Raw genomic sequence first — 20,761 nt, 5'->3', positions numbered from 1 at the left:
TCTGGCTTTTCGCTCATCTGACTACATTACCATATTTTTCGGCTCTCTGCGGAACTATTTTTTACCTGAATCCTTACATCAATATTACGCAGGAAAATAAATATTCCGGCTTTCTCGCGGGTGAAATATCCCTTAAAAAGAGAACGTTTCCGAGAAACCCGGTTTCTGTAAAAGTTCTGACACTTCGCCTATTACTGGCGGGGGCCATCAATCGCATCTCTAGTCGGTGCCACACCTCCAGGGCCAAAGGAACTCGGCGGTACTCTCGGAAGATTGATATTGGGATTGGGAACTAAATCGCCGTTGCCGCCGCCAGCAGTTCCACCCGTGGGAGACGCACTATTATTGGGACTGGTACTCGGTGAACTTCCCGGATTGAGATTATTCTGATTGGTATTCGGCGAAGTTCCCGGAGTGGGATTATTGGGAGTGATATAGGGCGAACTTCCCGGATTGAGATTATTGGGATTGGTACTCGGTGAAGTTCCCGGATTGGCATTGGGATTGGTACTCGGTGAAGTTCCCGGATTGGCATTGGGAGTACCTGCGGGCGAAGTTCCCGGATTGGCATTGGGAGTACCTGCGGGCGAAGTTCCCGGATTTGCATTGTTGGGAGTACCTGCGGGCGAAGTTCCCGGATTCTGATTATTCTGATTGTTGGGATTTGCCGTGCCTGTTGGAGTAGTTATCGGGGTGCCGACAGCATCTCTGGTGAGGGCGTTGGGGTTCGGGGGAGGAGGCGGAGCAGCCCCATTGGGGTTATTTGCAGGAGCATTGGCGGGGTTGCCCGCAACCGGAGCAGTGTTTTGGGGAGCAGCATTGCTGCCGCACAAGCTGACTAAATCAAAAGTTGTGCCGCCTGGAGTTTCGATCAAACAAACAGGCACATTTACTTGGGGGTTTGAGGCTCTGGGAAAATCGGCTATTTCCGGCATGGGACGGCTAAAGGCAGCTTCAGCCATCAATGGGGTCAAGACCGCCGATAGAGCGGCGATTGTTCGCAATAATCTCATCAGCGTTTCCTCAAATGTATAATTTTATTTTCTCCAGTATTGCCCATAAATTGCCAAGTGTCGTCACTCTAAAAGCCGATCGATCTTTTTGACAACTGCTTCTTATGGGCCACCGCTGGCTGCAACATCTGGCGAACGCAGAAAGTACAGGTAGAAAAAGCCAATAGTGCCACTGTCGCCCATCCGTTGCCCTTCTTCCTTGATATTTTTAGTACCGAATTCGCGGGTCAACGTAAGCATTCAAAATATCAATTACAATGCTGGCAATTACGACAATTGCCGCAAAAAACACCACAATACCTTGAACAGTTGGATAATCCCGCAAGCTAATCGCTTCGTAAAGGCGATTTGCCAACCCGGGCCAAGAAAAAGTAACCTCTGTTAAAATAGCACCGCCCAACAGTGCAGCAAAAGTCAATCCTAAGACAGTAATCACCGGAATTAGTGCATTTTTCAGAGCGTGAGCCCATAAAATCTGGAATTCGGGAATACCTCTAGCTCTAGCTGCTTCGACATAATCTGCTTGCAAAGTTTGCTTGAGATTCACTCTGACAATGCGCTCGAAAATGCCGCTCAAAAGAATCCCCAACGTCAAACTTGGAAGTGCCAAATAATGCAAAGATGTGAGAAACTGACCAGGGTTAGCGCTCAGGAGACTGTCAATCGTGTATAGTCCTGTGTAGCCTTCGGGGGCGGGGAATGTCACGGGAAAGCGAGTTCCCAAGGGAAACCATCCCAACTGCACCGCGAAAATTAATTGCAAAACCATGCCGGCCCAAAAAGCGGGCAGCGAGTAAGTAATAATGCCAAACAAACGGCCCGCAGCATCGAAAATAGTGTTGGGGCGGGATGCTGCCAGGGAACCGATACTGATGCCGACAATTAAAGCTATGGCCATGCTACAAACTGCTAATTCCACTGTAGCGGGGAAATAATCTCCGATAATTTGCCACACGGTTTGTCCGCGAGTGGTGATGGAGGTTCCCAAGTCGAAGCTCAACAAGTCTTTCATGTATTTGAGATATTGCTGCCACAGGGGTGCGTCCAGGCCGAGTTGAGTTCGCATTGCTTCTTTGGCTGCTGCGGGAGCTCGTGAGCCGAGAATGGCATCTATGGGGTCGCCCGGAGTGGCCCGCAACAATAAAAATACTGCTGTGGTGATTGTCCACAACATTAGGGGTGCGAGAAGCAAGCGGAGAAAAATATAAGATTGCAGGGCTTTGGAACGAGACATAATATTTGGGAATTGCGAATTGGAAATTGAAAATAGACAGTTGAGTGGATTTTACTTACATCTTGCACTATTCTCAAGAACAGGAAAGATGCCTGTTCCACAACAGATAAATTTTATTTTGAACCGTTGCTCCTAGCCAGCCCTGAAAGGATGATTGAGAATGGCGCAAGATCTCAGTTTTAGCGATTGTCGATCGACTTTTTCGCAATTCCCGATTTTCTTATTCCCCCAGCAGCGATTCAAATGCAGCTTGCAAAGACTTGATATCGCCTACTCTGGCTACTAACAAGTTTTCGCTGCCGGCATCCTGGAGCCTGTGTCTCCAATACTGGATGCTATCGGAATTGTTCATCCAGAAACTAATCACGGTGTCTACAACTCGATCGACATCCCAGCCGCGGTTAGGAGAAACTGTCTCTACGGATGCCACAAACGCATCGAGAGTGCACTTGCGGTTTGCCAAGTATTCTACACCGGACGGCTGCTGTTGTTGCAGCAATTCCTGCTGCTGGTTAAAAAATGTTAAAGTTGGAGATACGCCTAGGATTTCAAATGTATAGTTCATGTCATCCTCCAGAAGTATTATTTTGCCAAAATGTCGAGCGTCCCAAAAAGCCAAAAACGCTTTACTTTGCTGGCGTTGATGAAATGCAGATGCTTCAATTATCCTCTTTGTAGTCGCTCAGGATTTTGGCGGCTTATCTTATTAATAGCAAATTTTTTAACACCAGATTGTCACAGAATTTACATTTGTCCTGGCACTGTAGAAAAAATTAAAATTAAAATTTTATTAACCAGGCGTAAGGAAGACAATGCCCACCCGGAGAAAGTTAGGTTATTTTAGATTTAAAAGTTTAGATTAAAAAATTAAATAATTGGCAATGACTGATGACAAGCAGGGTGTGGATTACGGGCCTAAAGTTGCTTTTTTTTATGGAGTGTGACTTTTTGACCGGGAGTCCCCAGAGCGATCGCCACATTCAGACAAGTAGTGGCATGATTAATATTACAATTTTTTACCGTAGTGGTGGAAACCTCAGCCCCGTTTTGAGCGACCAGCGACTGCACTTCACTATTTGTGTACAACATTGTAACTTATATCGAGGCGCCCTTTGAAGCGACAAACGATAGGCAAACCAGGTAGGTGTCAGAATATTGATGTTATTGAAAAGTCTGAGCAGTTGTGTGATGAAAAGCTCGCCCAAGATGTCACTGAGCCTAGTTTTGTTGATACCGCTGGTGGTGCAAATCTCCGTAGCAGTCGGCGTGACTGGATGGCTGTCGTTTCGCAACGGCCAGAAAGCCGTCAATGACCTTGCTACTAGGTTAAGCTTGGAAGTTGCAGCGAGGACGAAAGAAAATTTCCGCAGTTTTGGGGATGTGTCTCATTTATTTCTGCAAATGAATACTGCTGCGATCGCCTCTGGAAACTTAGATCCGGAAGACTTCCCCAACTTAGAGCGCTATTTGTGGAACCAGACCAAGCTGAGCGATCGAAATACAACCATCTACTACGGCGACGAACAGGGCAGATTCCTCTTGCTCAAGCGAGAAGCAGAACATTTAGTATACATCAGAGATGAATCAACCGCTCCAAACCGCCAAATTTATCGCCTAGATAGCCAAGGAAATCGCACTGAGCTAATCAAAACCTTCCCCTATGACCCCCGTACTAGACCGTGGTACAAAGCTGCCAAACAGTCAGGCAAAGCCACTTGGTCTCCCATCTACACCTTCGCAGCACCGCCAGTGCTGGGGATTACGCCGGTGATGCCCATCTACAACCAAACGGGTAGCCTGCAGGGGGTACTGGCAATTGACCTAACTCTTTCTCAAATCAGCGATTTTCTTAAAAGCATCAAAATTAGCCCGTCGGGACAAGTCTTTGCGATCGAACGCAGCGGGGAAATAGTCGCCAGTTCCACAGACGAACTGCCCTTTGTCACCGACAAAGACGGACAAAAACGGCTGTTGGCGACACAGAGCAAAAATTTGCTAATTCGATCGGCCTCCACATACTTGCAACAACGATTTGGTAGTTTTGAAAAAATTGACAGCCAAGGACAGTTTACCTTCGAGATAGACGGCAAACGTCAATTTATTACCGTTGTTCCCCTGCAAGACGGTCGCGGCCTCGATTGGCTGATTGTAGTTGCAATCCCGGAAGCAGATTTTATGGAGCAAATTAACGCCAACACTCGGACAACTATCTTATTGTGCTTTTTTGCCTTCGTACTGGCGAGCGCACTCGGAATTTTCACCACTCGCTGGGTTGTCAAACCGATTACCCGATTGTTGCAAGCTTCCAAAGCTTTAACAAAAATGTCGGAATCATCCGACTTCACCTCCCCAGAATTAGACGGCCAAGTCGAAGTTCAAGGAGTCAAAGAACTCGGTCTCCTGGCTCAGTCTTTCAACCAAATGGCGAGACAATTGCGATCGTCTTTTGTTGCCTTAGAACAAACCAACTCTAGTTTAGAACAGCGAGTAGCAGAGCGGACTGCCGAACTCGAAGCCGCAGAAGCAGAATTGCGGGCTTTGTTTGCAGCTATGAATGAATTAATTATAGTTCTAGACGCTAGCGGTCGCTATTTAAAAATCGCGCCCACAAATCTTTCTCTGCTCTACAAACCAATCGAAGAATTACTTGGCAAAACAGTCGGAGAGGTGTTGCCGCAAGCTACAGCGGACAATTTTCTCAACCACATCAGAGGAGCTTTAGATACTCAGCAAACTGTCAGCATCGAGTACGATTTAACCATTGACGACCGCGAAGTTTGTTTTGCAGCCAGCATTTCACCGCTTTCCGAACAATCCGTCATTATGGTAGCCCGCGATATTACCGAACAGAAGCGAGCCGAATCGGCGCGACGCCAAAGGCAAAAACAATTGCTCAAACAAAATACGGTTTTGGTAGAATTGGCAAGAAATAAAGCGCTGTATCGAGGCGATTTGCAAGTAGCTTTGAGGCAAATCACCGAAGCGGCGGCTCATACCCTAGATGCAGAACGAGCCGGAGCATGGTTGTACGATGAAAGCCGATCGAAACTGCAATGTCTCGACCAATTTAGCCGCAGCAACCACCAGCATTCCCAAGGTAATGAACTCGCAGCAGCAGACTATCCAGCTTATTTTAAAGCTTTGGAAGAACACCGGACGATCGCAGCCGAGGACGCTCTCTCAGATATTAGAACTAGAGAATTTGCCGAATCTTACTTTTCACAAGCTGGCACTACTTCTACCTTAGACGCGCCAGTGCGCCTCGGCGGACAAACAGTGGGAGTCATCTGTATCGAACAAGTGGGAACTACTCGCAACTGGACATTAGAAGAACAAAATTTTGCTGCTTCCCTCGCAGATTTAGTATCATTGGCGATCGAAGCCAGCGAGCGCGATCGTACACAAAGCGCTTTGCGTCAAGCAGAACAAAAATATCGTAGCATCTTTGAAAATGCCGTCGAAGGGATTTTTCAAAGAACCCCCGAAGGCCACTTTTTGAGCGTAAATCCAGCTTTAGCCCGCATCTATGGCTACGCCACTCCCGAAGAATTGACATCAAATCTCACAAACATCAGGCAGCAAGCTTACGTCAATCCTCAGCAGGGCGACAAGTTTATGCGGGTGATGGAACAATTCGGAGAAGTTTCGGGGTTTGAGTCACAAGTTTACCGCGTTGACGGCAAGGTAATTTGGATTTCCGAAAGCGCGCGTGCAGTGTGCGACGCCAACGGCGAGGTACTCTACTATGAAGGCAGCGTCGAGGATATTAGCGATCGCAAAGTCTTTGAATCCGCCTTGCAACTCGCCCTAGAAGCAGCCGAAGCCGCTTCCACCGCAAAAAGCGCATTTTTAGCAAACATGAGCCACGAACTGCGAACACCTCTGAATGCCATCATCGGCTACAGCGAAATGCTCCAAGAAGAAACCGCAGAATTGGGTTACGATGAACTCACCCCAGATTTAGACAAAATTCGCACTTCCGGCAGACACTTGCTATCGCTAATTAACGACATTCTCGACATTTCTAAAATCGAAGCCGGTCGCATGGATCTTTACTTAGAAACCTTCGACATCGCCGCCTTAATTGAAGAAGTAGCATCCACCGCCGCGCCGCTAATTGAGAAAAACGGCAACACTCTAAACCTGCACCAAATTACGAATATCGGCACTATGCACGGTGACATTACCAAAGTGCAGCAGATTTTATTAAATTTGCTGAGCAATGCCGCCAAATTCACTCAAAACGGTACAATTACCCTCACAGCCAGCCGAGAAAAATTTGCGGACGACAGCAGCGAAGCAAAACCTGAAAACACTTCTGAACCTGCGGCAAGTTCTCAATCTTCAATTGCTACTAAAGAATTTTTAGTTGTTAATTGTACAGATACAGGAATTGGGATGACTCCCGACCAGTTGCAGCACATTTTCCAACCCTTTACCCAAGCAGACGCTTCCACCACCCGCAAGTACGGCGGCACTGGTCTGGGACTAGCAATAAGCCAGCGTTTTTGCCTAATGATGGGTGGCAATATTTCAGTAAAAAGTCAGGAGGGTGTTGGTTCTACTTTCAGCATCCGCTTACCTGTTAATCCGCCAAATTAGGGTTGATAGTAAATCCGAGTTCACTGTTCACTGTTCACTGTCAACCGTCAACCGTCAACATCATTCCGGTGTAACCGGAAATGATAGGATGGCACACGCAGCATTCAATTTGAGAAAAAAAGAATGCTGGCGCACCTTACAAAAGAAGTTCCCCTACAAAATGGGGACTTTAAACGAAGTAGGGAAACTAAAAGTAAAAAGAACATTCTGTTTAGGTTTTATTTTTTACTTTTATCTTAGTCATCACGGCTGTGTACTTGGGTTAGATTCTCCATCCACCACCCCACTCGTATTTATGTTTTCAGCCATATCTCGTTTTCCCTTATCAATAAACCATTTATACTGAGCTAGCGTTTCGGGACGAGCCTTGCTCATACACTTTTTTTCCCAGTCCAATTTATTTTTTTTATCGTCCGCTCGCTGTTTGTCGTTTGTTTTATCTTTTCTCCCTTCCATAACCTTTTTCCTAACCTCTGCGAGTAAGCAATAAGCCATGCCTCCACCGAGCTGTTGTTCTATAATTTTTTCGTCTAGATCAACTGCTTTTCGGAGTTCTTTTTCAGCCTCGTCGTAAAGTTTTTGTTCGAGCAGTACCCAGCCCAAGTTTAGACGCAGTTCATAGTTGAGTTGATGATTGTCATCTTTTTTTCTAGGTCCTTTAGGCAACGCTTGTTGTAATCCAATTCGCAGTAAAGATTCAGCGGAACTCAGTTTTCCTTGGCTAATATAAACGCGACCTAAATTATTAAAGGCGCGGGCATCTCCTCGCTCTAAAACTATCTGATAATGCTTTTGAGCTTGATCTAGATATCCCAAAGATTCGGAGATTTTTCCCAAGGCAATTAGAATGTCAGAATTCTCGGGAGTTATTTTGACCGCTTGCTCGTATTTCGCTTTGGCTTTTACCAGTAAACCTTTTTTGTACAGTTTGTCTCCCTCTTGAGAGTTCCACTCCCCAATCCGAGGCAAAAAGTTATAGACTCCCACAGAAGCCAACAATAACATTGCGGTAATTCCCAAGGTTGCTTGACTGTGAAACTGGGGAGAAATATTAAGTTTTTTGAGGATGTTTTTAATCTTATCTTGTCCTGTGTTCTGCAAGGTGCGGATTAGCGTGAGAAGTAACCCTCCTTGTCCCAGCAGGCCAAAGGTTTCAGCGATACCGAAACCTCCCGTGGAAAAGAGTTGGATGAAGGTTGTCATATAGGCCCCTACCGCCGTCAATCCAGCGATTGTCAGCCCGTTGAACAACGGATCGAGGGGATGTGATTGGGAAACTTTTTCGTCGGAAGTCGGTTCGAGGAACCACCACCAAGCTTCTGGGGAGGGGTGAAATGTCGATCGCCATTCTGCTAATTTTGCTCCTCTGGCGATCGCATCGGCTTGTTGTTTCAGGAAGTTGTCCAATTCGAGTAGTTTAGCCAAACTTTCCAAAGAAATCTGGGTTTTATCGCTGAGTGCTTCTTTGATGGCATCGCGAGCAACTAAAATCTGGAGAACTTTTATTTCTGAGGGTTCAGACTTGGCCAATTTTAGGTTAGTGAGAGCATCAGTATATTGAGCTAAGGCCTGTTCTAATTTCACGAGCCGACTGGAATAATTAGATTACTGAAAAAATTTTACAGCAAATTGCAGGTATATACTTGAAGATAATTGTAGCCCACAGTTGCAGCACATTTTCCAACCCTTTACCCAAGCAGACGCTTCCACCACCCGCAAGTACGGCGGCACCGGTTTGGGACTAGCAATCAGCCAGCGTTTTTGCCTCATGATGGGCGGCAATATTTCCGTAAAAAGTCAGGAGGGTGTTGGTTCTACTTTTACCATTCGCTTGCCGATTAATCCGCCAAATTAGAGGGCGTAACTGTTACATCTGCTCTGCCTGGAAACTAGAAATTACTAACTCCAAATTACCTTTGAATGCTTCTCGGATCGAGAGCATCCCGCAACCCATCCCCCAATAAATTAAACGCCAAAACAGTCAAAATAATCAGTATCGCCGGAGGCCAAACCAACCAAGGCTGCAACACTAAAATCGAAGCATTAGTAGACAGGGATAGTAAATTCCCCCAAGAAGGATCGGGCTGTTGAATTCCCAAGCCAATTAAACTCAAAACCGACTCGGCTACAATAAAACCCGGAACAGACAAAGTAGCAGAAATAATTACATAAGTAGCAGTTTGTGGCAAAACGTGGCGGACAATGATATAAATTGGGTTGGCGCCCATTGCCCGCGCCGCTTGCACGAATTCTAGCTGTTTAATTGACAGTACCTGACCGCGAATTACCCGCGCCAAACCCGCCCAATTGATAAATGAAGTAATGAGCACAATCAATATAAATCGCTGGGCGCTGGTTAATCCCGGGGGCAACACTGCTGCTAGCGCTACTAATAAATAAAGACCGGGAATCGTCATCAATACTTCGGCGAAGCGCATTAAAATACTATCAATCCAACTGCCGAAATAACCCGATATGCCTCCGATAAACAATCCCAAGGGAAAAGAAATGGCTATGCCCACTAAACCGATGCTGAGGCTAATTCTGCTGCCGTGTACTAAGCGACTGAATTGATCGCGCGCTTGTTCATCCGTTCCTAAAAGGTTAATTTGACCTTCTCCTGTAGTGCCAAACAGGTGTCTGTCAAAAGGCAAAAATCCTAAAAATTTATAGGGGGAACCTTTGACAAACAAACCGACAGCAGAGGGTTTTTGCAAGTCTACAATTACCTCGCGAGCGCCGGTATTCGCATCCACTGGGCCCTGAGTAGTAGGATAAACGTGGGGCCCGATAAATCGCCCGTCTTGGGTGCTTAAATAAATCTGAGTCGGCGGCAGCAATGAACCGTTTAATTGAGAGTCATAGGGGTCGTAAGGTGCCACAAATTCGGCTAAAAGTGCGACTGTATAAAAAATTAACAGTAGCACTGCTCCTAACCGAGCTAGAGGATTTTTTCTAAGATTTTGCCACCATTTCATAAGTTTTTAGGGTTGAGATTTTAAGTGGGTTAGTAATCAAGACTAAAGTTCTTAAATTTCTTTGTAGAGACTTTAGTTTTTTCTTGATGGACTCAGCAGCAAAAAGTTAATTCCTGACTTATAAAAGTTTTCATAACTGAATTACTTACTACAACAATTAAACTACTTTTGTTCATCTCCGACCAAGATTATTCTGCTTTCATCTTCTGCTATTTTCCCCAATTCCTCGCCGCTAAAAGGATTGTAGAAAAACGAGCCTGTTTGGGGCGGCAATTTGGGATTGAGTACAATTTCTACTATACTTTTTACAACCCCAGTGAGCGGAATTGCCAGGATAACTCCCAACAATCCTCCCACTCTACCTCCTAACAGCAAAGCTGTGAAAATAACTACCGGGCTCAATCCGGTAAGATTGCCCATGATTCGGGGAGCTACTAAATTATCCTTGATTTGCTGGAGACCGATCGCCACTACCAAGACTTGCAGCGCCAGCCACCAATCAATAAACGCTACAATTATACTAACAGTGCCAATTCCCAAAGTTGCTCCAATAAACGGAATTATTTCCGTCAATCCTATAAACACGGCAAACAACAGAAAAAACGGAACTCGCAGCCACCAAAAAGCCAAAGTTAGCGAGATGGCCATAAATAGTCCCAGCAATAACTGTCCCGATACAAACCGCTGGAGGTTTCGCTCCAAAGTTTCTGTTAAAACATAGCGAATTTCTGGGGAAAAAATGCTGGTCAAACCCTGCCACACTCTTTGCCCGTCTAGGAGCATATAAAAGGAAATCACCACAATAAAAATTAAGTCCACAAACCAGTTAACAGTACCTACAACTAAGCCTAAACCCGTACCGGCGATCGCCTGGACTTGTCCCTGGACTCTAGCTGACAGTTGCTGCTCCAATATTTGCACGTCAAACGGTAAATTGCGCTCGGCACTCCAGGCTTGAAATTCACCTAGCTGCAGCCGCCCCGACTCCAGCAATTCCGGCAACCTCACCCCCAACTGGCTCGCTTGGCCCAACACCGGCGGCACTATAGTTAAACCGATTACTACTACTATCACACCCGCAGTTAAATAAACCAGCCCCGCAGCGACTCCCCGGGGCAAAAATACTTGCAGTCTTTTTACTGCATAATTTAATAAAAATGCAACGAGTCCCGCGGTTACTAAAATGCTGACCAGTTCCCCAACATAACTGACAGCAGTCAGGGTAAACCATCCCGTCACTAGCAGTAGCAGCCAAGTAATTAGAAACTGTTGGAGGGGAGAAAAGAGACTATTCATTTTGATTTTTTTTAAATAAAGTGGCACAAGTTTTTTAGCAGATGTGCCGTATTATACAATAAACACATTAGAGTATAAGTTAGGAAGAATCAGTTCAAGATTAGACAGACTTTTCTCCGCATTGATAGGTTGGTGAGGGCCAAACCACTTGGGGAGAGACAATGACAGCCCGATCGACCCCACGATCGCCCATCGCGCTAATATTCAGTATGCCCCGCACGCAGATCAAATTAAATGTCGATCGCACAAACTCCGATCTATTCGCCATTGTAAGGTGAAACGACGCCACACTCACCCAAAAGGGGGACGCGGGATTGCTGAGGCTATCCGCTAAAATGAATCAAATATAAAAACCGCAATCTTTCTTTACAATAAAAAAACCAAAGGCTAATAGCGGCGAGAGGAACTACCGTGACCAATCAAGTTTTTTCAGAAGCGGAAGAAAAGCAACCCCTTCCCCCCGTGGAGAGCGGGCGCGACAGGAACTCAGCAGTGGATGTAGCTGAAAGTGAAGTCTCAGACAACTCTCGCTGGCAATTCTCCGGTGAGGATGATGAACGAGAAGTGGCGCTGGAAGTTCCAGATATCGAGGAGGAACAAGTTTGGGAACCAGAAGCAACTGAAGTTGGACCCCGCAAAGAAATCAGGTGGCCTGCCTTGTTGGCGGGCGCAGGGATGGGTGTTGCTGCAACGTTGCTAGCAGTCAACTTGACTGGGGGAAATCAGAGTTCGCGTCCCGCAGCTCCCATTCCGTCGGCAACTCAGCAGGCGACGGCTCAGGCTGTGACAGTGGCGCCTGTGGAATCTGCCCAGGTGGGTGAAACTGTGGAAGCGACGGGCACCGTGGCAGCCTATGACTTGCTGCCAGTGCTGCCACAGGCCAACGGTTTGCAAATCAAGCAGGTGTTGGTGAATGAAGGGGATGCCGTAGAAAAAGGTCAGACGATGGCGGTTTTGGACGATTCGGTGCTACGATCGCAAATTGCCGAAGCGCTTGCGGGAGTACAATCGGCCAATTCTACGGTAGAACAAGCCCAAGCTCAGGTAGAGCAAGCCGAGTCAGCCCAACAAGAAGCCCAAGCCGGCGTTGCTCAAGCCCAAGCTGGCGTTGAAAAAGCCATCGCTGACGCAGCGCAAGCCAGAACAGGCGTCGGGCAGGCAAGGGCTGGTGTGGAACAAGCTAAAGCCGGTGTCACTCAAGCTAAAGCAGGCATTGCCTCCGCCCAGGCAAAATTAGATCAAGCTCAAAGAGAAGTAAACCGCACCCAAGATTTGGCGACTCAGGGAGTAATTAGTCAGCAAGATTTGGAAAGGCGAAAGACGGAACGGCAGACTGCTGTTCAAGACTTGAACAAAGCTAAAGCTGACTTGAATACAGCTTTGGAAGAACAGAATAAAGCAGCGGAAGAAGTGCAATCTTCTATTGCTAAAGTAGCTACTGCTGAAGCTAATATCAGTACGGCTAGAGCAGCCCTCGCCAGCGCTCGTGCTAAAGTGAATACGGCCGGAGCGAGTATCAGCAGTGCGAGAGCAAATGTCGGAAATAACGCAGCAAGTGTCCGCAGCAATGATGCACAAGTCAAACAGTTACAAACTCAACTCGAACAAACAATTGTTCGAGCGCCGGATAGTGGCACTGTGGCTGAAAGAATTGGTCGAGTTGGCGATGTTTCTTCGGGAAGTCAAAAACTCTTTTCGATTATTCGCGGCAACAAGCTGGAACTGCAATTGAAAGTACCGGAAACTCAGGTTTCGCAAGTGCGGCCGGGAACAGCAGTGCAAATTTCTTCGGATTCTGACAAGCGGATTAAGTTGTCAGGAACTGTGCGAGAGATTTCGCCGGTAGTTGACCCGCAAAATCGGCAAGCTACGGTGAAGATTGATTTGCCGGCAAGCGAGTTTTTGCGATCGGGAATGTTTTTGCGCGCATCCATTTCGACGGCAATGGCTCAAGGTTTGAAAGTCCCCGCTAAAGCTATTTTGCCGCAACCTGACGGCAGTTCTATTGTTTATAAACTTGTCGGGCAGGACAAGGTGCAAGCTCAACCGGTGGAACTTGGGGAAATTTCCGGGGGTGCGGTGAACGATTTGACTGCTGCTAAGGTGGTGGTTAAAAAGGGTTTGAAGGCGGGCGATCGGGTGGTTGTTACTGGGACTGGTTTTCTTAAGGATGGCGCTGAGGTTAAGGTTGCTAAATAGTTATATCGCTTCCGGTTGCACTCCTTATCATGGTTAACTGTTGATTGTTGACTGTTGACTGTTGACTGTTGACTCGATTTTATTATTGTGATGCAAGCGGAAACGATATCAGATCAGGAGATAAGATTAGAAATAATATCAATTATTTTTGACTGTTGACTGTAGTAGAAGGAGGGGTGGAAAAACTCAATGGTTGAGTGTTAACTGTTGACTCGATTTTATTATTGTGAGGCAACCGGAAACGATATCAGATCAGGAGAGAAGATTAGAAATAATATTAATTCCGGCTGCGCGGGAATGATATCAAATCCGCGCTTCATCGTCCTGATAAAGTCGAATCAAGCTGCCAACAAATATAGCGCCCTATTTTAAGTTTTTTGACTCACAATCAACCCTCAACAGTCAACAATCAACAGTCAACAATCATGGGATATCTGTTCGTACCGGCAACCTCACGGTAAACGTTGCCCCTTGTCCCTCACCCGGACTTGTTGCAGTAACAGTACCGCCGTGGAGTTCTACTAAATGACGGACGATCGAGAGTCCTAGCCCCAATCCTGAGTCTCTGCGAGAGAAGCTACTATCCGCCTGACGGAAGCGATCGAACACATAGGGGAGAAAATCAGCGTGAATACCCTTACCAGTATCGCTAACTTGGATTTGAGCCATGCCATCGATGTAGTCTAATGCGATGTCAATTCTGCCTCCGGCTGGGGTGAATTTAATCGCGTTTGAAAGTAGATTCCACACCACTTGTTGTAAGCGACTTGGATCGCCCAAAATCTTTGGTTTTAAAGGACTTAGCTTAGATTCAATTTGAATATTTTTGGCTTCTGCTGCGAAACGAATCACCCCGATCGCATTTTCAAGCAGAGGATTCAGCTCAAGTTGAGAAGGATTGAGCCGAAATTGGCCTGTGCTAATCCGCGACACGTCTAATATGTCATCAATGAGCTGGTTTTGTGCTTTGGCGCTGCGCTCGATCGTTTTTAGCGCCTCCTCAGTTTTAGCCTGGTCAAATTTTTTCAGGCGCAGCAACTGTGCCCAGCCAATCATCGCATTGAGCGGCGTCCGCAGTTCGTGAGAGAGGACGGACAAAAACTCATCTTTGATGCGGTTGGTATCCTCAGCAGCCACACGAGCCGATTGTTCTTGAATCCGAAGGCTGCGTTCTGTCTCTAACTGTTTTTGCTCTGTGATATCCTCCATCGCCAACAGAATCATCTGTGTATCGCCGATGGGAGGCATTTTGCGGGCATTGAGCAGCATTATTTTTTGCCCGATCTGCTCAAAGTCATGCTCGACCTCAAAATCTTGAAACTCGGGATTTCCTGCCAGAATTTCTGTTAGGAGCGATCGCAACTTGGGAATATTCCATTGTCCATTACCTAGATCGAACAATGAGCGCTGCTCAGTTTGGTTCGGCAGCACCTGAAACGTCTCGTAGAAAGAACGGTTGGCGGTGAGCGCCCGCAGGTCGAGATCTAACACTAGCAACGGTTCCCGCACGGTTTCCACGATCGTTTCGGCGTAGTTTTTCGCTTCCATCAACTGCTGGGCGCTGACTTTGAGATCGTGGATATCTACCAACATCACCACAGCCCCATCAATCTTGTGATCGATCGTCCTATACGGTCGAATATGCAGATCGTACCAATGACCCTCTCGATCTTGAACCTCCTGAACTTTCAAATTGAGCGTGCGAATCACCTCTAAAATCATTGGCTCTAACTCCGGCAGTATCAACTTGTGAGTGATGTCGCTCAAACAGCGCCCGACATCGCTAGAAATCAAGTTGAAGATGCCTTCGATTGCGGGAGTAAATCGGCGGATTCGCAGGTCGCCTCCCAGCATCAGAATCGGAATATTGATGGTGCTGAGCAGATTCTGTAAATCGTTACTCACCTGAGTCGATTCAACATTGCGCCGCTGCAATTCGTCATTAATCGTGTTCAGTTCTTCATTGGTTGCTTGAATCTCTTCTTTTGCGGTTTCGAGTTCCTCATTTGTACTTTGCAACTCTTCGTTGTTCGACAAAATCTCCTCGTTGGCGGCTCTCAAATCTTGGTTAGCGGCTTGATGTTCTTGGACCATCGATTGCAGGTGGTCTTTTGTGGTTTTGAGTTCTTGTTGCAGCCTCGCAATCTCCAAAGTTTCACCCTCTAAAGCATCGGAGTTGACTCTACCATTGTTTACAGCAGCAGGCATTGCAGGGATCGGCGGCTCGTCTTGAAACAAAACTAAAAAATAGTTTTTTGTGGCAGCGCCTGTTGGGAATGGAATCACATTAATTTTGACCTGGCGGATACGATCCCTTTCTCTAATTTGCAAGCCTTCGCGCGCGATCGGCAACTGCTGCTTGGAGGCCTGTTCAATTGCAGTGCGGAGTTCGACGCGCAATCCTTCTTTTGCCATTCTCAGCAAATTCAAGCTAGCCCTACCGGGAGACGGTTCTAGGTAGGCATTAGTCTGTCCTCGAAATTGCAGAATCTCCCTGGCGGTGTTAATTACGACGCCGACAGGCGCATAGTGATTCAAAACAATGCGATCGGCCTGTTTCTCGATTTCGATTTCGTTTAAGCTTTCCGTCAGCAGCGGTAGAGGGTTGAGGAGTGTCGCAGGATAGTTGCTAGCAGTTAAATCCATGCTGAGCCAATGCGACAACGGTTTTTTAGTATAAATTTTGTTCTTTTTGTCTAATAGCGCAAACAATTCTGAAAAGTCACCAACCGTTTCCGAAGTGCCTAACAGCAAAAAGCCCGCGGGCCGAAGCCCATAGTGGAAAATTGGCAGCAGCTTTTTCTGCAACGGCGGGCCCAGATAGATCAGCACGTTCCGACAGCTTATCAAATCCATCCGGGAAAACGGCGGATCGCTGATCAGGTTTTGTTTAGCAAAGACGCAGAGTTCGCGCACCGACTGAGCGATTTGGTATCCGCCCTCGACTTGCACAAAGAATCGATGCAGGCGTTGGGGTGAAATATCGGCGACTTGGGCTGGCGTATAAAAGCCACGGCGCGCATGGGCGATCGCATTTTCGCTGATGTCGGTCGCATAAAGCTGAATCGGCAGATCCGTACCTCGATCTGCTAAAAACTCTAACAAGCAGATGGCGATCGAGTAAGCTTCTTCGCCGGTTGAACAGCCGGCAATCCAAATTCGGATCGGTGTTTTCGGTGATTTATCTTTAACGATTTCGGGAAAAACTTTGCTGCTTAAAGCCTCAAAGCTTTCGGGGTCACGGAAAAAGCTGGTGACATGAATGAAAACATCGTGATAAAGCGCCGTTACTTCTGTGGGGGTGTTTTGGAGATATTCGGCATAATCCTCGATCCGTTCCAGCTTGTACAGCAACATCCGCCGCTGCATCCGTCGCTTCAAGGTGGTTTGTTTGTAGTGAGTAAAATCAACTCCTGTAGCGGCGCGCAGCAAACTGTAGATCCTGGCGATCGCATCTTTATTTTCAATTGCATCTTCACTGGTGGTCGATTCTGTCGCAGGTTGATCGGCCATGTAGGGATGACGGCTGATCTCTGCTATTTTCTCGGCAATTTTTTCCGGTGTCAAGATAAAGTCTACTTGACCCGTAGCCACCGCAGTGTTCGGCATACTGCTGACTTGTGCCGATCCTTCACATTGGGCAAAAGTAATACCGCCTGCAGCCTTAATCGCTTTTAATCCTTGGGCACCATCGCTGTCGCCCCCGGACAAAACGACGCCGATGGCTTGGTTCCCGCGTTCTGCGGCGAGGGAAAGCAGAAAAATATCGACGGACATAAACATCCCGCGTACTCTGCCGCGAGGCCTTAGCTTCAGCACCCCTCGATCGATGGTCATGCTGAAATTCGGGGGGATGACGTAGACCTGATTTGGTTCTATGGCCATCCCCTCTGTTACCTCATGCACGGGCATCTGGGTCGATCGAGCCAGAATCTCATTCAACACACTTTCCTGAGTCGGCAACATATGCTGAATTATTACAAACGCCATGCCGGTATCGATCGGCAAATGCCTGAGTAATTGGGTAAAGGCTTCCAATCCACCGGCAGAGGCTCCTATTCCGACGACTGGAAATAACTCATTTTGATTGTTCTGTTGCTTTCCTTCAGCTTTCATACCAGCTTGAGGTTGAGATTTCTTTGACTTCTTTTTTTCAGTCATTTTTTATACCCTATTTTAGGATTTTTAACTAAGTATTATGGTGCGTTTTTATTTTTAAAATATATCATAGGTATTTCTAAAATGAAGGATTAGCGATCTACCTGCGGATATATTGAGGCGCAGTCTACGCGTGCGATTTTCAAATTATTATTATTATTATTATTATTATTATTATTATTATTATTGAGAACTATACTGCCAGGTTAAACGGGGACAATCGTGATGGTTGAAGTTTGTCATAAATTTTACTAAATGTACTCTGAAAATTTGATAAAAAGTAAATTTTCCACATTCTGCGATCGTAGCAATTCTATGAAGGTTTTCCCGAGAGTCCAGTTCCCCTAAATCCGCCAACTCATCAAAAAACTTCCAACCGAACTCTTGTCCGCCCTTCTCAAGCAGTGGGGCTAGGGAGAAGCGGCGGGAAAACTGTACAATTAAGTAGATAAACTTAAGAAAACAGAACACCCTACAGAACGGCAATTAATTTCGTTTTTAGGCAGGTTGTGGCATCCCAAATTCGCTAGTGCCCCGTCGATGTAAACTATCTCTGGATGATTTTATAAGTGTCTCATCACGACTTATTGAGGCATTTTTACCTTTTTAGTCATTTCCAGGGTATCGTCGATCGGTCGTTGCCAATATTGCTCAAATTCACCAAATACCTCATGAACTTCTTCTGGTTTTGAAGTTTGAAGCTGTTAATTGGCCGAGAGAATCTAATAAGTGAATTTTTTTAATCTTCCCAAAGTCCGGCAATCCTAGCTAAAATTGTAAAGAAAAGTAACAAAAATATATTTTAATTGGCTTCGGGAAATTAGGGAACTCCCAGCAGCACGGCAAAGTTCTGATTCTCAAGACAGGCTGCGGGGGGTAACGGCTGTGAGAAAGGGCTATTCTGCGGTGGCGCTACCGATGTTGCTGAGGAAAGTGGACGATCGCGAGTTTATGGTGCGATCGTTCGTGGCGATGGGATGGCGGCACAGCCAAACAGCCGACTCAATGGCGGCGCTGTTAAAAATGATGCAGTTCGATCGCGCGATCGGAACGTGCGATCCGAAGCCGCTAAGTCTTTGTCAAGGTTCGGAACCGAGGCGATTGCTCGTTTAGTGGCAGCTTTTGACCGCGATGACAATTGGCTCGTCTGCCGCAGTATCATGGCTCAGTTGTGCGATCGGCGATCGGCCAAAATTGATTGTCCCCATGCTATACTCAAAATCAGAAAATAGTTGTACAATGTTTTTCTAGTCATTTTTTACCGCTGCGTCTCCAAAGTCAAAGAAGGTGAAAACAGGTAAAAAACACTAAGCGCGGGCGTAATTCAGTGGTAGAATGTCAGCTTCCCATGCTGAACGTCGTGGGTTCGAGTCCCACCGTCCGCTTTGACTGAATTTTCATACTTGTATGAAAATTAATTAGTGCTATAAATTCAATCTATGGCTTCTTTCTTAACCGCTGCTTTATATAAGTTCGTTGAACTACCGGATTTTGCTGAGCTGAAAGCACCGCTACTCGATTGTTGCAACAACAACAACGTCAAAGGCACTATCTTGCTGGCCCAAGAAGGCATCAATGGCACGATTGCCGGCTCCTCCGAGGGCGTACACGCAGTGCTGGCATTCTTGCGTAGTGACCCGCGTTTTGCCGATCTCGTGCACAAGGAATCTTTCTCGGAAAAAGCACCTTTTTACCGCCTGAAAATACGCTTGAAGCGCGAAATCGTCACGATGGGAGTACCGGACATTAATCCCCGCCTCATGGCTGGCAAATATGTTAAGCCGGAGGAGTGGAATAAGCTGCTTGACGATCCCGATGTTGTCGTGGTTGATGTGCGTAATGACTTCGAGGTATCTATGGGTACTTTTGAAGGTGCTATTAATCCAAAAACAAAAAGCTTTTCTGAGTTACCTGAATGGGCGCTGCGGGAAACTGCTTTACGCACTAAACCCAAGGTGGCAATGTTTTGCACGGGTGGTATTCGCTGCGAGAAATCTACTGCTTTTTTGCGAACTCAAGGTTTTGATGAAGTCTATCATCTCGAAGGCGGAATTTTAAAATATTTGGAAACGGTGCCGGAAGCAGAAAGTCGTTGGGAAGGCGAATGTTTTGTCTTTGATGAACGGGTTTCTGTTGGTCAGGGGTTAAAGCCGGGAAACTATGAACTTTGTCGCGGTTGTCGTCACCCGATTAGTCAGGAAGATAAGGCTTCTGAATTATTTGTACTGGGTGTGAGTTGTCCTCATTGTCATGACTCAAAAACTGAAACAAAAAAACAAGCCTTATCTGAACGTCAACGTCAGATTGAGCTTGCTAAGCGTCGCAATCAAGTACATATAGGCGCGCGTTACGATGCGAAGGAAAAAGTAGATGGTGCGATCGACTAATATTATTATTCACTAAGCTTAAAGAACCCCGTTTCTACGAAAAATCTTGTTTAGCGACGAGAAATCGACGAAGGAACGGGGTTTCTGACCCGAAAAACCCGATCGCGCGATCGACTAATTATATCGTTTCCGGTTGCATCTGAATAATAAAATCGAGTCAACACTCAACAGTCAACAGTCAACAGTCAACAGTCAACTATCACGGACGGTGCAACCGGAATTGATATTATATGTCAGCAACATACCCGATTTTGTATTCCTTCCGCCGCTGTCCCTATGCTATGCGCGCGCGCTTGGCCTTAATGGTTAGCAATCGGGTGTGTGAGTTGCGGGAAGTTGTTTTACGAGACAAACCACAAGAGATGTTGGAGGTATCTGCCAAAGGTACAGTACCAATATTGATTGATGTTGATGGGCGCGTACTCGATCAAAGTATCGATATCATGTTGTGGGCATTGAGGCAAAATGATCCTGAAAAATGGTTGATGCCACAGCAAGGTTCTGTTGCAGAAATGCTGGAACTAATCGCTCTATTTGATGATAGATTTAAATATCATCTTGACCGTTATAAGTACCCCGATCGATATCCCGGTGTTGATGCCCAAGTACATCGTTATGAAGGTTCTTTATTGCTGGAAAAACTCAACTCACAGTTAAACGCCACTAAATATTTATTTGGTAACAATGTAGCATTGGCTGATATGGCGATCGCACCTTTTGTTCGTCAATTCGCTCATACAGATCAAACTTGGTTTAACGAACAGCCTTGGCCACAGCTACAAGCTTGGTTAACAGGGTTTACAGACTCAGAAATTTACGCTAGTGTTATGCAGAAATACGCGAAATGGGAATCGGGCAATGCAGGCGTTGTTTTTGGGCGCTCGTAATTGTTCG

15 protein-coding genes, 1 tRNA gene and 1 pseudogene are annotated in these 20,761 nt (G+C 46.4%); 7 read left to right on the top strand and 10 right to left on the bottom strand.

Annotated features, from left to right (window positions below; all coding sequences use genetic code 11):
• Positions 1-191: 191 nt before the first annotated feature.
• The 5 genes from QUA77_RS06235 to QUA77_RS06215 form a co-directional block, all read right to left on the bottom strand.
• Positions 192-1,013, bottom strand: coding sequence for a hypothetical protein (locus QUA77_RS06235; RefSeq protein ID WP_333449581.1), 822 nt, complete (start codon positions 1,011-1,013; stop codon positions 192-194).
• 102 nt (positions 1,014-1,115) lie between these two features.
• Positions 1,116-1,253, bottom strand: a complete 138-nt coding sequence (locus tag QUA77_RS06230; RefSeq protein WP_333449580.1) for a hypothetical protein — start codon at positions 1,251-1,253, stop codon at positions 1,116-1,118.
• Entirely contained in the window at positions 1,222-2,247 is a 1,026-nt protein-coding gene (locus tag QUA77_RS06225) for an ABC transporter permease (protein ID WP_333078405.1), read from the bottom strand. Before QUA77_RS06225 ends, QUA77_RS06230 begins: the two co-directional genes overlap by 32 nt.
• Before the next feature lie 220 nt (positions 2,248-2,467).
• Positions 2,468-2,812: a hypothetical protein gene (locus QUA77_RS06220; protein ID WP_242721486.1), complete on the bottom strand. Its 345-nt coding sequence runs from the start codon at positions 2,810-2,812 to the stop codon at positions 2,468-2,470.
• A gap of 350 nt (positions 2,813-3,162) precedes the next feature.
• Positions 3,163-3,336, bottom strand: a complete 174-nt coding sequence (locus QUA77_RS06215) for a hypothetical protein (protein ID WP_333449579.1) — start codon at positions 3,334-3,336, stop codon at positions 3,163-3,165.
• Positions 3,337-3,435: 99 nt separating this feature from the next.
• On the opposite strand from QUA77_RS06215, the gene QUA77_RS06210 reads away from it, so the two are divergent.
• Positions 3,436-6,849, top strand: a complete 3,414-nt coding sequence (locus QUA77_RS06210; protein ID WP_333449578.1) for a PAS domain S-box protein — start codon at positions 3,436-3,438, stop codon at positions 6,847-6,849.
• Positions 6,850-7,092: 243 nt separating this feature from the next.
• On the opposite strand, the gene QUA77_RS06205 is transcribed toward QUA77_RS06210, so the two are convergent.
• A complete protein-coding gene (locus QUA77_RS06205; RefSeq protein ID WP_333449577.1) occupies positions 7,093-8,433 on the bottom strand; it encodes a tetratricopeptide repeat protein in 1,341 nt (446 codons plus the stop codon).
• A 79-nt stretch (positions 8,434-8,512) separates the two neighbouring features.
• Here QUA77_RS06205 and QUA77_RS06200 point away from each other — a divergent pair.
• A pseudogene (locus QUA77_RS06200) lies at positions 8,513-8,704 on the top strand (ATP-binding protein); the annotation flags it as partial.
• 55 nt (positions 8,705-8,759) lie between these two features.
• Here QUA77_RS06200 and QUA77_RS06195 read toward each other — a convergent pair.
• The 3 genes from QUA77_RS06195 to QUA77_RS06185 form a co-directional block, all read right to left on the bottom strand.
• Positions 8,760-9,827, bottom strand: a complete 1,068-nt coding sequence (locus tag QUA77_RS06195; RefSeq protein ID WP_333036558.1) for an ABC transporter permease — start codon at positions 9,825-9,827, stop codon at positions 8,760-8,762.
• Between the two features lie 162 nt (positions 9,828-9,989).
• Positions 9,990-11,123: an AI-2E family transporter gene (locus QUA77_RS06190; RefSeq protein ID WP_333036556.1), complete on the bottom strand. Its 1,134-nt coding sequence runs from the start codon at positions 11,121-11,123 to the stop codon at positions 9,990-9,992.
• A gap of 100 nt (positions 11,124-11,223) precedes the next feature.
• Entirely contained in the window at positions 11,224-11,391 is a 168-nt protein-coding gene (locus QUA77_RS06185) for a hypothetical protein (RefSeq protein ID WP_333449576.1), read from the bottom strand.
• Positions 11,392-11,534: 143 nt separating this feature from the next.
• Between QUA77_RS06185 and QUA77_RS06180 the strand changes: the two genes are divergently transcribed.
• On the top strand, positions 11,535-13,322 hold the full coding sequence (locus QUA77_RS06180; protein WP_333449575.1) for an efflux RND transporter periplasmic adaptor subunit: 1,788 nt from the start codon (positions 11,535-11,537) through the stop codon (positions 13,320-13,322).
• Between the two features lie 423 nt (positions 13,323-13,745).
• Here the strand turns inward: QUA77_RS06180 and QUA77_RS06175 are convergent, their stop codons facing one another.
• On the bottom strand, positions 13,746-17,483 hold the full coding sequence (locus tag QUA77_RS06175; RefSeq protein ID WP_333449574.1) for a chemotaxis protein CheB: 3,738 nt from the start codon (positions 17,481-17,483) through the stop codon (positions 13,746-13,748).
• Between the two features lie 882 nt (positions 17,484-18,365).
• Between QUA77_RS06175 and QUA77_RS06170 the strand changes: the two genes are divergently transcribed.
• From QUA77_RS06170 to QUA77_RS06155, 4 genes are all read left to right on the top strand, one after another.
• Positions 18,366-18,593 (top strand): hypothetical protein, encoded by a 228-nt coding sequence (locus QUA77_RS06170; protein ID WP_333449573.1) that lies wholly within the window; start codon positions 18,366-18,368, stop codon positions 18,591-18,593.
• A gap of 200 nt (positions 18,594-18,793) precedes the next feature.
• Positions 18,794-18,865, top strand: a tRNA-Gly gene (locus QUA77_RS06165).
• Between the two features lie 54 nt (positions 18,866-18,919).
• Positions 18,920-19,867, top strand: coding sequence for an oxygen-dependent tRNA uridine(34) hydroxylase TrhO (trhO, locus tag QUA77_RS06160; protein ID WP_333449572.1), 948 nt, complete (start codon positions 18,920-18,922; stop codon positions 19,865-19,867).
• A 230-nt stretch (positions 19,868-20,097) separates the two neighbouring features.
• A complete protein-coding gene (locus QUA77_RS06155; protein WP_333036544.1) occupies positions 20,098-20,754 on the top strand; it encodes a glutathione S-transferase in 657 nt (218 codons plus the stop codon).
• Positions 20,755-20,761 lie beyond the last annotated feature (7 nt).

Origin of the sequence: Microcoleus sp. K5-D4 (assembly GCF_036704575.1) — a bacterium.
Lineage (GTDB): Bacteria > Cyanobacteriota > Cyanobacteriia > Cyanobacteriales > Microcoleaceae > Microcoleus.
The sequence above is the reverse complement of the archived record's forward strand: the minus strand, read 5'-3'. Positions and strand labels throughout refer to the sequence as shown.